Source organism: Longimonas sp., assembly GCF_040409695.1.
In the GTDB taxonomy this organism is placed as follows: Bacteria; Bacteroidota; Rhodothermia; order Rhodothermales; family Salinibacteraceae; genus Longimonas.
In genome coordinates, this window is sequence record NZ_JARWGJ010000077.1 from 1 (window position 1) to 11,876 (window position 11,876).

Below are 11,876 nucleotides of genomic sequence, written 5' to 3' on the forward strand. Positions count from 1 at the left end.
CCCCGGACGACACCCCGGAGGCTCCCGAAGAGGGCGTAACCGCCGTGACTGGTCCCAAAGGCTATCGCACGCCCATGCAGGCGCGTCAGCATGCACTCGTGGGCGACGAACCCGCTTCGGTCGGCGGCGACGATACCGGACCTACCCCGTATGAGTTTTTGAGTGCCGGCCTCGCTGCCTGCACCACGATGACGCTGCAGATGTACGCCCGCCGCAAGGGCTGGCCGCTTGAGGATGCGCACGTGGCAGTCCGCCACAACAAAGTCCACGCAAAGGACTGCGCCGACTGCGAGTCGGAGAGCGGCAAGATCGACCGCTTTACGCGTGCCCTCACCGTAACAGGCGACCTCTCAGAAGAGCAGCGCGAACGGCTCTTTGAGATCGCCAACAAGTGCCCCGTGCACCGCACCCTGCACAACGAGATCAACGTCGTAACCGAGTGGGATGCAGGCGAAGCGTAGTCTACCATCCTCTTTCGGATGCGTATGGATGAGGTAGGACAGCGGGGCGGATTAGCGACGTCGCCGGCTTCCATGCTGTGCGACGATCCGGTCGGCCTGCTCCTGGATGTGCGGTTCTTCGCGTAGCGCCTCAATCCGCTCACGGGCATAGTGGTACGCCTCCAGGTGGTCGACCACCCGCTCAGGGTAGTCGCGCCCGAGCACGCAGCCATAAGCCTGCTGCTCAAAAGCAGACATCTTCCAGGGCGCGTGCACCAGCGCGTCGTTGTCGACAGGAGCGAGCTCGGGCACCCAGCGGCGGATAAAGACCGCCTCGGGGTCGTGCTCCTGTCCCTGCTTCACCGGGTTGTAGATGCGCAGCCGGTTGATACCTGTTGTGCCCGACTGCATCTGCACCTGCGGGTAGTGGATGCCCGGCTCATAGTCGGCCATGAGTCCGCCATAGTAGGGCGCAAACCGGCGCCAGTCGAGCCAGCAGTCGTACGCCGCAAACGAACATAGCATCGCGCGCATCCGAAAATTAAGCCAGCCGGTGCATTGCAGGCACCGCATGCACGCATCCACCATGGGAAATCCCGTCTGCCCGTGCTTCCAGGCGTCGTACAGCGCAGCATCGAAATCGTCGGCCCGTAGTGCGTCAAAGGCCGGAATATAGCTCTCGTGTTCGATGCGTGGCGCGTCTTCCAGCTTCTGCATAAAATGGCCGTGCCAGTGCAGCCGGCTGTCGAACGACGACAGCGACTTGCGCCATGCCGCCGCCCCTGAGAACGTGGCGTCTTCCAGCTCCATCTGGCGCTCGCGCAGGGCGTGTACCGCCTGCCGGATGCTCAACGTACCATACGCCAGATGCACCGAGAGGCGCGAGCAGCTCCGCGCGCCGGTAAGCGGACTCGACATGTGCCGGCGGTAGCGGGGTCCGCGCTCGTGCAGAAACGAGTGCAGCAGGCGGTGCGCATGGTCCTCGCTCAGCGCCTGCACGGCAGCTGTGCACGGCGCCAGCCCCATCTCGCGGTGCGTCGGAAGCCGTCCGGGGTCCAAATCGCCAGGAGCGGCCCGTAGCGTGTCGGGAGCGGGCCACGGTACGCGGCGCATGTAGGTCTCCCACCGGTCCGACCAGGTGTCGCGATCGCGCAATCCGCGCACCACGCCGCGGCAGGGGTATTCTGTCAGGGGGATGCGGTGCGCCTTTGCCCACCTGCGCACCCGCAGGTCGCGGTCGAAAGTACGCCGATTGCCCGTTTCTTGGTGCGCCCAGAGGTGGAACGCCCCGATCTGCTGCCGGAGCTGCTCGAACACGTCAGGAAGACGCCCACACCGCACGACGAGCGGCTGCCCGCGCCGCGCCAACGACCGGCGTAGCGCCTGAAGACCCTCACGAATCAGCGTCCAATGACGCGGCAAGAAATCGTCTCCTGCCGCGATGCCCGGTTCGGCCACGTACAGCGGCAGCACGGGCCCGCGCGCTGCTGCTTCGACAAGCGGACGATGGTCGCGCACCCGCAGGTCGCGCTTGTACCAGACAACGTGGGTCATTGCTTTTTTTGAAACGTCTTACGCTGCGTATCCCGACAAACACAGAAACAAACACAGGATATGTACCAGAACGAACCGCGGGCAGATTCAGCCGAGGCGCGATGTCTGGCAGATAAACATCATCGTCACGAGTAGCAAGGCAGATAAACTGTAGAGCCGCTGTACGCTCTGCACCGCGAGCTCCCAACCACGAAGCCAATAAAAAGGCAGCTCCTCGGCGGAATGAGGAGCTGCCTGTGTTCACGCGCAATACGTACGATGGCGTCGTGCGTACGCCAAGGTTTGTAGGTTTTGGATGAGAGAGCGATCAGAAGTACTGCCCACGATGGTCGCGGATATCGGCTGCATCACGGAGCGACTCGATCCATTGCTGCACAACACGTTGCTGGCGCTGGGCCAGGAGCTGCTGGCGGAGCTGCTCGCGCTCGCTGCTGCTGAGCTCACCGGGGCGGTCCCACGATTCGACTTCAACCACGTAGGCCGCGTTAGCGCCGCCTACAACGTCTGAGCGCTCGCCTTCTTCCAGGCCGAAAACCGTGCCTGTGAACATCGGGTCGCGCCCAAGTCCTGGGATTACGTCGTCTTCGAACGACACCGAGCGGGTGCGTAGCTGCGTACCGAGCGACTCAGCGAGTTCGTCGAGCGAGGCGGCTCCGCGCAAGGCATCTTGCATGCGCTCAACCTGTACAGCCTGTCGCTTCTCGCGTAGCACGCGCGGCTCAATCTGGCTGCGCACCTCTTCGAAGTCGCGGTAGCCTGCCCGCTGGACCGATGCGAGGCGTGCCACGATGAACCGATCATCGAGTTCAATTACATCGCTAACGTCACCGCGACTGGCTGCACTTAGGAAGTCGCGCAGCGCCCGGCTCTGCCCGATCTCGGGGAACGTATCGTCGCCGTCTTCAACGGTCATGCGCTGTACCGGCACGTCCTGACGCGCAGCCTCCTCCTCAAAGTCTCCCGAATCTGAGTAGAAGGCAACGTCGTCCATCCGATCCTCATACTCACGCAGCGTGGCGAGGCTCGGGCGCACGTTCAGTGCCATGGTCGCAAGCTGCACTTCACCTTCCTCAGGACGCGCGTCCATGATGCGAGCCATCTGCGCGAGTCCATCAGCAAAGACCGGATCGGTTACGCGTCCGGGAGTCAGGTCTTCAAAGACAGCCTCAGCAAGCGGAGCACTCAGTTCGTCTTCGGTTACAAAACTATCGTCATACGGCACTGCTGATCCGTTACGCTGCAGGAACGACTCCACATCGTCAGCTTCCCTAAGCCCGGCGCGCAGATCTTCCAGATCTTGCACAACGGCCGCGGAGTCTTCAGCGGTTGGCTCTTTCGGAAGCGTGGCATACTGCACCTCGTAGGTGCGCTCGCGGCGAAAGTCGTCACGGTTTGCGTTGTAGTAGTCGCGCAGCTCCGACTCCGACAGATCAACCTGATCGCGACTTACCGATGCGTAGTTCAGCGCCACGTATCGCACGTCGGCACGCGCATTCTGGCGAAAGTGGAAGTCTTCCACGTCGCGGTTCGACACGTGCACCGTTGACTGCAGGAGCGTATTCATCTTGTTCTCGCGCCGTTCGTCGCGCAGGAACTGCTCCAGCTGCAGCCAGCTCTCGCGCAGCTCAGGATTTTGCGCCAGGTTCGCAATCAACTGCTGATCGACCTGTCCGGTCTCGTCAGCAAACTGCTGCTGAATAACCGGATGCGGATTATCGCCATAGACCATGTCCATGACCTCCTCATCGGTTACCTGGATGCCCAGACGGTCCATCTCTTGTTGGATGAGCTGTGCGTTGACCAGCTGCGTGTACGTCTGCTCGCGCACCATGTCTTGCATCTGTGGCGTGACGTCGCCCTGCACCTGCTGGCGCACCTGCTGCATCTGCTGTTCCACGGCCTGCTGGAACTCCTGGTACGTGATGTCAGCACCGTTCACCACCGCAATGTTGCCCGTAGGCTGCCCGACCGTGTTAAACACGTCGGAGTCTTGCAGCGTCCAAATGACGCCAAACGAAATAACGAGTATCCAAAGGATGACTCCGGTGTTTTCCCGGAGCTTATTCATGACGCCCATACGTTAACAGTCGGTTCGGTGTGGGTGGATGTGACGATCTTGTCAATGGCTACATTGCAGCAGTCATGTACACGGCACGTTCTTGATTGTTCTTTCCTGTACCGCTCTGATGGGTGCGCTCATCTGTTCTTCGTCTACATACGCCGCTTCTGTCTTTTCTTGTAAACCAATCTTGCAACCAGCACTCATCCTGGTAGCACCATGGCGCGGGGCTTGTCGCAACAAAACGTCGTCGAGTAGGCAATCAAGTAGACAATCGAACAGGCAGGGCCGCGGAATAATGCGACTGTCCCGTCGTACAGTAGCGTACTCGCGATTTTTATGCCACGCTATACCCCCTATGCGCATTATTCGCTCCTCAACGATCTGGACAGCGGCTGGGCTTGCGCTTATTCTGGGCGGCGGCCTGGCTGCGATCGGGGCGCAGGTGCATCCGTGGGGCGCGCTCGTTGGGGGGGTGGCAGCAGGAGTCGTGCTGTACGTAAGCCTACGCACCCCCTACCGGCGCTGGCGCTGGGCTCAGCAGGGCGTCCCCGAATCGTGGCGTCGCTGGATGCAGCGCCATGTCCCGCCTTACGCCGCGCTCGATGCCGACGGAAGGGCCCGCTTCGAGCAGGACGTGCGCTTTCTGATGGAGGAGTTCGATTTTGAGGGCGTCCGGGGCGTGTCTGCGACCGAGGAGCTCTGCCTGAGCGTGGCTGCCGGCGCAGCGCTGCTTCTGCACGGCCACCCCGACTGGGAGCTTCCGGGCACGCGCTCGATTCTCTTCTACCCGGCCCACTTCGACGACGAGTACAGTGGGGGGCGCGATGCCGGATACGACGGCATGGCTCACGAGCAGGGCCCCCTCATCATGTCTGCCCCCTCGGTACGAGCCAGCTGGATGCACCCCGGCGATGGCAACAACGTAGTGCTGCACGAACTGGCTCATCTGTTCGACTTTGACAACACCGGCCCCGATGGGGTGCCCTCGTTTGTAGACAGTCGCTCCGCCGAGGCCTGGCAGTCGCTCATCCGCACGGAGATGCGCAAGGTAGAACGGGGCACCTCGATGCTCGACCCATATGCTGCCACGGCCCCGTCAGAGTTTTTCGCTGTGGCTGTCGAGCACTTCTTTGAAGAGCCCCATGCCATGAAGCAGCAACATCCGGAGCTCTTCGAGGCCATGGCCACGCTGTTTAATTGGACGCCTACGCATCCCTCTGAACGCTCTGAACAACTCGCTGATAAGCGTTCTGAACAGTCCGACGAAGCACCGGATGAGGAGGGCACATGCTGAGGACGACAGACGCTGAGGCAAGGGCTCCGTTCGGGCTGTCGGCGCAGGGTCTAACCACGCGGAGGCTGGCTATGTGACGGGCTCTATGTAACCGGTCCGCCGGGTTCGGGTGTGAAGCTGCGGTAGGCCTTGCTCTCGATCGCATCTGTAAGCACGTCGAGGGCGTGGTGCACTTCCGGAGCCGTATTCCACACAAACGGCGCCATGCGAATAAACCGGTTCTTACGGCTATCGGTATAGATGCGGCGGGTCTTCAGATACTCACAGAGCTGGTACGCGTCGGGCACTTCCAGCACAAGCAGCGCGCTGCGTTCGTCGGCATGACGGGGCGAGCGCATAGAAAACGGGGCCTCGCCGGCCCGATCAACTACGATCTGGCTCAGGCGCTGCGTGTGGGCATGCACGGTATCGAGCCCTGCATCGAGCAGCAGGCGCACCCCTTCCACCGCGTGGTAGAGCGACGCCACAGCGGTGGTGCCGCCCAGGAAGCGGCGCCGCACGTCCGGATGCGGCGACGGCGTATCGTGAAACGCAAACGGCTCCGCATTCCCAAACCAGCCCGTAAGGCGGGGCGTCAGGTCGAGCCCCTCTCGGAGATACACAAACCCGTTGCCCGACGACCCGCAGCCCTCCTTGAGCAGCCCGCCCATGTAGACATCGGCCCCGAGCGCGGCAACGTCGATCGGGAAGGTGCAGGCGCTATGGTAGCCGTCGATCACGAAAAGCGCGTCGTTCGCATGCGCAGCATCGGCTACGGCACGGAGTGCACGGTCGGGAATGCGCTGCCCGGTCGTAAAGCCTACGTGGCTCAGCACCACCATCGCCGTGTGGGCTCCCATGCGGTCGATGACGCGCTCCACCGCCACATGCCCGCTTTCTGGACGCGTAGCAACCGACGGTTCGAGTCCGTTGAGCGCCTGCCACCGGTGTACGCTATGCCGCACCGACGGAAACGCGCTATCGACCAGCACCACCTCGCTTCCGCGCCCGATGACTTCAGGCGCAGAGAGCAGGCACTGCATCGTCCAGTGCACGTGGGGCTGCATGACGCAGGTGCCGTGCGGCGCCCCCAGCAGCGGCGCAATGAATGCATCGCCCAGAAACATTGGGAGGGTCCACCACCCCACGTCATCGGGCTGCGGGGTGTCGGGCTGCCAGTGATTTGGCACCGCGTTCCAGGCGTCCACGCCGCGCTGGCTCCAGTCCTCAGCAAAGCGCTGCAGCATGTCGGGCACGCGCTTCGGCATGAGCCCATGCGTAAACGCACGCAGCTCCACCGCGTCGTCGGGTCCGGGACGCACGAAGGCGTTGCGGAGGCTGCGCAGGTCGGCGCGATCAGTCGTAGGCATACAAAATAAGGGGCAGGGGGGATGCGAAGCGTGGGCGACAGGTGCGGGTTAGGCTGCAGACGTAGGACGCAAGATGCTTTTGGCAAAGGTCTGGGCTTGCTGGCGGAGGTGCTCGGTGGCTTCGAGTCCGTTTTTCCACTCATCGGGAAACGCATCCCACCCGTGCAAGGTGCCAAGCAGGGCGCCCATCATGGCACCGGTCGTATCGGCATCGCCCCCCACGTTGATGCCCGAGAGCAGCGTGTTTTCGAGCAGTTCGGGAGCCCGTGCAACCATGGCCACTGCAAAAGGCCACGCCTCGTCGGCCGCAATGCCCGCGCCGTTGCACTCATCGCGCAGGTCAAGCGGAAATTCGTGAAGCTGGTCGCTGAGCCGCTTGAGCCGATCAGACACGCGGGTATCGTTGCCCAACTGCGACTCGCCCCAGACGGTCGTATCCACCAGATGCGACCAGAAGTCGGCTGGGTCGAAGTCCCCTAACGGATGGGTGGCGCAGTAGCGTGTAGCAGCAGCCTGCCCCCACCCGGCGGCCAGCGCCGCAGGGTGCGCGTGTGTAACACGCAGGATATTGGAGATAGCGGAAAAAGCGGTGCTGCGATCAGCATCGGTGGCCGCCCACCAGAGACCAAGCGGGGCCGCACGCATGGCGGCACCATCGGTGGGGCGCTCGGCGCTACCGGCTTCAAGCGGAGGCGTGCCGGTCGCCAAACGCTCAATGGCGGCCCGGGTCGTGGGCCCCCAGCGTCGCGCCTTATCCTGCAGGGAGGTGTATTCCATAGCCGCTTCAGCAGGCCACTGCGTAGGGGTTGCCGTCGCCACGACCCGAGCTACCGCAAACGTAAACTGCGTATCGTCGGTCCACTGTCCGGCATCGAAATCGCCTCGCTTATCATCGTCGCGGTACTCTTTGATCCCTTTATAGTAGGTGCGGATGTTCTGATGGCTGAGGCCTTCTACAGGCATGCCGAGCGCGTCGCCCACGGCGGTGCCAAGCAGGGTGCCGAGACAGGTATCGGAGGTCATACAGAATCGAAGATGGTGAATAGGCGCAACGTAAGCATGGGGCGTCGGTGTAGTATCAGAGGCAACACATAAGGTAACGCATATAAAGCAACGCGTAGCTGATACAGGCACCGCGCCGTATTGTGCTTGTGCTATATAGTGTTTTTGCTATGTAGTGCTCGTGCTATACGATGCAGCAGGGGTTATGTTGACCCTGGCTCGCTCTGCCCCAAACCGCGAACCCGACAAGCGCACCAAACAATACATCACCAAACAACGCATCTTTGCATGACGGATTGGCTGGCTGGTACCTGGGCGGTATTCCAAAAAGACGTACAGATTGAGCTGCGGCAGCGTGTAGCGTTGAACGTGTTGGGACTGTTTGTACTCTCTACGCTGGCGCTGGTGCTATTTGCTGTCGGACAGGAGACGCTGCGCCCCCCTGTACAGTCGGCCCTGCTATGGATCGTGATTCTGTTCTCTGCATCTATCGGACTGGGGCGTACGTTCGTGAGCGAAGCCGAGTCGGGTACGCTTTTGCTTCTTCAGCTGCATGTGCGCGGAAGCATGGTCTTTGCCGGAAAGCTTCTGTTTACGCTGCTACTCGTGTTTGGCCTGAACACCGTCGCGGTGCTGCTCTTCGTCTTCGTGCTCAACGTATCGGTGCAAGAACCCGGACTGCTGTTCGTAACGCTGGTGCTGGGCGCGCTGGGGCTTTCAGGGGCTACCACGCTGCTGGGGGCTCTCATTGCGCAGGCAACACAGAAGGGTCCGCTGCTGCCCGTGCTCCTGCTGCCCGTGCTGATGCCCCTTCTGCTCTCTGTTGTGGAAGCGACGCGCATTGCGCTTACGGGCGGCACCTGGACGACCGCACAGGACGAGCTGCTCACCCTGGTTGGCTTTGCCGGTGCAACCATCACGGCCGCAGTTCTCCTGTTTGACTATGTGTGGCAAGAGTAGATCAAGCAAGGGTAGGTTGGGCAGATGCGTCAGGCCGAACCAGGACAGAACACGGACTCTAAGAACCTATACCGGGTTTGTCCGCTTGCAGGCCGCCTTTACGCAAGGTACACAATACAGGGTGTGCTATAGCTGTAAACCGTACTGTCACCCATGCTCTGGATGGCTCTGGATGGCTGCTTTGCAGTGCGCCGCCCGCCACTTCCTGGCCCGGTTCTACACCACGTACCCACGTAACGCACTATGACGCTCCGCATCGCTCTTGTTCTTATCGGCGTACTGCTTGCAACAGCTGGCTGGATGCAGTGCAGTGAGTCTACCCAAAATGCCGAAGCTACGACCTTCGACACGCCCCGTATGTACACCTGCACCATCGATATGTCGTTTGCGGTGACCCGCGAAGCCGATGATCGCGTGCACCTACACCTGCCCGGCGAAACGCGGACAGCTACCCTGGTCGAGTCCGCATCGGGATCACGTTACGACGGTCCATCCGTATCCTACTGGAGCCACGAAGATGAAGCCCGGCTGGTTGTGGATGGCACATCTTACGACAGCTGCGCAAAACGCACTGCCGAAGGGCCCTGGGCCGATGCCGAAGACGCCGGCGTTGACGTGCGTGCCGCTGGAAATGAACCCGGCTGGATGGTCACACTGACACACGGCGACTCGCTCACGGCGCTGCTCAACTACGGCATGACCGAACATGCAGGACCCGCCCCTGACCCGCAATCAATCAATGGATCCACGCGCTACCGCTTCACTGTAGATGGGGCGCCCGCAACGCTCACGGTTGAACCCACTCCGTGCCACGACTCTATGCGGGGCGACATTTTTCCCGCGACCGCGACGCTGATACATGAGGAGCTGTCGTATCCGGGCTGCGCCTGGGTATTTGACTAAGCAGCGTTCGAAAACACTCCGCGGGCGACGCGCCCTTCCCTGAAACTTAGATTCGCAGCCTGGAACAAAGCCCCATGGATACCCTTTTCTGGATACGCTTCAGCACGGTCCGGTAGTTCAGTTGGTTAGAATGCTGCCCTGTCACGGCAGAGGTCGCGGGTTCGAGTCCCGTCCGGACCGCCACACGCCTCGCGCTGCTCTTTCGGGCAGCACGAGGCGTTTTCTGTTTTAGGGGCACTCTGTCTTCTCGCTCTTCTATCCACCTGTGTTTGCGCCATGCCCACATCGTCCTCAGATCTGCGCCCCAAGTCGCTCACCGTACCAGCGGACTCGCGCACGTACGACATCGACTTTGTCTCGCTGGCTGGCGTACCCGCTCACCTGCGCACCCTCGGCTTGCACGGCCCCAACGTCGTCATTGTCACCGACGAGAATGTGGCGGCTCACTACCGCAGTCCGCTCGTGCATGCGTTTGAAGCAGACGGCTGGAAGCCCCATGTGGTCGTCGTTCCACCCGGCGAGTCAAGCAAGTCGCTGGAACGGCTGGAGATGCTCTACGACACGCTGCTGCCCATCGGCCTTGAACGCAGCACCCCTGTCTGTACGCTTGGCGGCGGCGTTGTAGGCGATGTAGGGGGATTCGCAGCAGCTACGCTCCTACGCGGCGTTCCGCTCGTGCATCTGCCCACTTCGCTACTTGCACAGGTCGACAGTTCAATCGGGGGGAAGACCGGAATCAACCACGCCGTCGGCAAAAACCTGATCGGTAGCTTCTACCAGCCCCATGGCGTGCTCGTGGACCCTGAAACGCTGCTTACGCTGCCCGCTCGGGAGTGGATCAACGGCATGGCAGAAACCATCAAGCACGGCCTTATTGCCGATGCCGCACTCGTTGCCTATCTGGATGAGCACCTGGTCGATATTCTCGGGCACCATAGCCTGGAAGCAACGGTACCGGCTATTCGGCAGGCCATGGCCGTGAAAGCACGGGTCGTTGGCCACGATGAGCGTGAAGCCGGCAAGCGCGCCTACCTCAACTTCGGACATACGTTTGCCCATGCCATCGAGCAGGTCGCCGGGTACGGCACGGTAGCACACGGCGAAGCCGTTGCTATCGGGATGCGCGCCGCGCTCTATCTGTCGTGGCAGCGGCATGGCGATGCCCTCGACCGCGAACGCCTCGACACGCTGCTTACCCGCCTGCCTCTCCCCGATGTATCGCACCTCGACTTCGACGCGCTATGGACGGCCATGCGCCACGACAAAAAAACCAAAGACGGGCGCATCCGCTTCGTGCTTCTGAAGGCGCTGGCCGACCCGTACGTGGCCGACGACTGTGCCAAGCCTGCTGTAGAGCGCGCCTGGGATTTCGTGCAACAATCGCCTGCATAAGACCCCAAAGCCCGTATCTCTGCAGATCCTGACGAATCCAAATGACGAATGTGACGTGTATGCTACCCCAAGCATACTCGTTCTAACCTGGCTTTGTGTGTGAGCAGCGACCGTTCGTCTTCCTGGTTCCGCCTGGTGGCTACCACCGTGCTGTCCCTGATCCTGCTGGGGGTCGTCGTGTTCTTTGGACTGACCCGCACAGAGGTCGGGCGGGATGGCGTACGCATGCAGCTGGAGCGGCAGTTTAACGCGCAGTTTGCAGGGAGCCTGCACATCGACCGGCTCGATGGCAACTTCGTACAGACCCTCTTCGCGCGCGACGTGCAGGTGCGCAGCCCGGAAGGGCATGTCGTCGCCCAGGCCGACTCGATCGTACTGCGTCCGACCTGGTCGGCGCTGCTCAACCGCACGCTTGCGCTGCAGCGCATCGATGTGCACACAACCCACGCGGTCGCCGTTCGCACCGAACACGGCACCTCACTGACGCGTGCCTTCGCCCCTGCCGATCCGCAACCGGACCGTCACGGGCACGATACCGAATCGGGGTCCGCGTCTGGCTCGTCGCTCAACCTGCTGATGCCCCGCATCCACCTGCACGATACGCATATCACAACACGGAATGAAGGCACGGTGCCGGATGCCATCGCAAGCGGCTGGCTCACCGACTTTTGGAACAGCACGTTCCACCTTCCCGACGCTGCTCTGAACTTGCAGTGGAGCGACGCAGGGCGCTATGCCGACATTGAGCTGGAGCGCCTGCACCACCCCGATACTGACCTCACGGTCGACCGCTTTTCCGGGCGCCTGTCTCGCACCGATACAGGCTGGACGCTCGACCCAACGGTGCTGACGACCGCCCGATCGGAGCTTCGCGTGGAGGGTACATGGGAGCAGGGCGCAGATGCTGACCGCCCCTTCTC

The 11,876-nt window shown here is 61.9% G+C and carries 10 protein-coding genes and 1 tRNA gene; 7 read left to right on the plus strand and 4 right to left on the minus strand.

Translation table 11 applies throughout. The annotated features are described in order from the left end of the window. A partial coding sequence (locus PPP56_RS04745) for an OsmC family protein (protein ID WP_353562884.1) occupies positions 1 to 461 on the plus strand: 461 nt, incomplete at its 5' end. A 51-nt stretch (positions 462 to 512) separates the two neighbouring features. Here PPP56_RS04745 and PPP56_RS04750 read toward each other — a convergent pair. Together PPP56_RS04750 and PPP56_RS04755 are read right to left on the minus strand one after the other, a co-directional pair. Further along, positions 513 to 1,994 (minus strand): FAD-binding domain-containing protein, encoded by a 1,482-nt coding sequence (locus tag PPP56_RS04750; protein WP_353562885.1) that lies wholly within the window; start codon positions 1,992 to 1,994, stop codon positions 513 to 515. A gap of 307 nt (positions 1,995 to 2,301) precedes the next feature. Further along, a complete protein-coding gene (locus PPP56_RS04755) occupies positions 2,302 to 4,062 on the minus strand; it encodes a SurA N-terminal domain-containing protein (RefSeq protein ID WP_353562886.1) in 1,761 nt (586 codons plus the stop codon). Between the two features lie 349 nt (positions 4,063 to 4,411). On the opposite strand from PPP56_RS04755, the gene PPP56_RS04760 reads away from it, so the two are divergent. Beyond that, the gene (locus PPP56_RS04760) at positions 4,412 to 5,350 is read left to right on the plus strand and encodes a M90 family metallopeptidase (RefSeq protein WP_353562887.1); all 939 of its coding nucleotides are present in this window, start codon (positions 4,412 to 4,414) and stop codon (positions 5,348 to 5,350) included. A gap of 83 nt (positions 5,351 to 5,433) precedes the next feature. On the opposite strand, the gene PPP56_RS04765 is transcribed toward PPP56_RS04760, so the two are convergent. Then, positions 5,434 to 6,699: an aminotransferase class V-fold PLP-dependent enzyme gene (locus PPP56_RS04765; RefSeq protein WP_353562888.1), complete on the minus strand. Its 1,266-nt coding sequence runs from the start codon at positions 6,697 to 6,699 to the stop codon at positions 5,434 to 5,436. A gap of 48 nt (positions 6,700 to 6,747) precedes the next feature. Further along, complete coding sequence (locus tag PPP56_RS04770; RefSeq protein WP_353562889.1) at positions 6,748 to 7,722, minus strand: ADP-ribosylglycohydrolase family protein; 975 nt, start codon at positions 7,720 to 7,722, stop codon at positions 6,748 to 6,750. A 267-nt stretch (positions 7,723 to 7,989) separates the two neighbouring features. On the opposite strand from PPP56_RS04770, the gene PPP56_RS04775 reads away from it, so the two are divergent. The 5 genes from PPP56_RS04775 to PPP56_RS04795 form a co-directional block, all read left to right on the plus strand. Further along, a complete protein-coding gene (locus PPP56_RS04775) occupies positions 7,990 to 8,661 on the plus strand; it encodes a heme exporter protein CcmB (RefSeq protein ID WP_353562890.1) in 672 nt (223 codons plus the stop codon). Between the two features lie 243 nt (positions 8,662 to 8,904). Continuing rightward, positions 8,905 to 9,564, plus strand: coding sequence for an MliC family protein (locus PPP56_RS04780; protein WP_353562891.1), 660 nt, complete (start codon positions 8,905 to 8,907; stop codon positions 9,562 to 9,564). Positions 9,565 to 9,670: 106 nt separating this feature from the next. After that, a tRNA-Asp gene (locus PPP56_RS04785) sits at positions 9,671 to 9,747 on the plus strand. Positions 9,748 to 9,840: 93 nt separating this feature from the next. Beyond that, complete coding sequence (aroB, locus tag PPP56_RS04790) at positions 9,841 to 10,956, plus strand: 3-dehydroquinate synthase (protein ID WP_353562892.1); 1,116 nt, start codon at positions 9,841 to 9,843, stop codon at positions 10,954 to 10,956. Positions 10,957 to 11,055: 99 nt separating this feature from the next. Beyond that, positions 11,056 to 11,876: hypothetical protein (locus tag PPP56_RS04795; protein ID WP_353562893.1), on the plus strand; the 821-nt coding region annotated here is incomplete at its 3' end.

Excerpts from the sequence above, each read along its gene's own strand:
- PPP56_RS04765 (WP_353562888.1), bottom strand. The coding sequence starts at position 6,699 with ATGCCTACGACTGATCGCGCCGACCTGCGCAGCCTCCGCAACGCCTTC.
- PPP56_RS04780 (WP_353562891.1), top strand. The coding sequence starts at position 8,905 with ATGACGCTCCGCATCGCTCTTGTTCTTATCGGCGTACTGCTTGCAACA.
- PPP56_RS04750 (WP_353562885.1), bottom strand. The coding sequence starts at position 1,994 with ATGACCCACGTTGTCTGGTACAAGCGCGACCTGCGGGTGCGCGACCAT.
- PPP56_RS04775 (WP_353562890.1), top strand. The coding sequence starts at position 7,990 with ATGACGGATTGGCTGGCTGGTACCTGGGCGGTATTCCAAAAAGACGTA.
- PPP56_RS04760 (WP_353562887.1), top strand. The coding sequence starts at position 4,412 with ATGCGCATTATTCGCTCCTCAACGATCTGGACAGCGGCTGGGCTTGCG.
- aroB (WP_353562892.1), top strand. The coding sequence starts at position 9,841 with ATGCCCACATCGTCCTCAGATCTGCGCCCCAAGTCGCTCACCGTACCA.
- PPP56_RS04755 (WP_353562886.1), bottom strand. The coding sequence starts at position 4,062 with ATGAATAAGCTCCGGGAAAACACCGGAGTCATCCTTTGGATACTCGTT.
- PPP56_RS04770 (WP_353562889.1), bottom strand. The coding sequence starts at position 7,722 with ATGACCTCCGATACCTGTCTCGGCACCCTGCTTGGCACCGCCGTGGGC.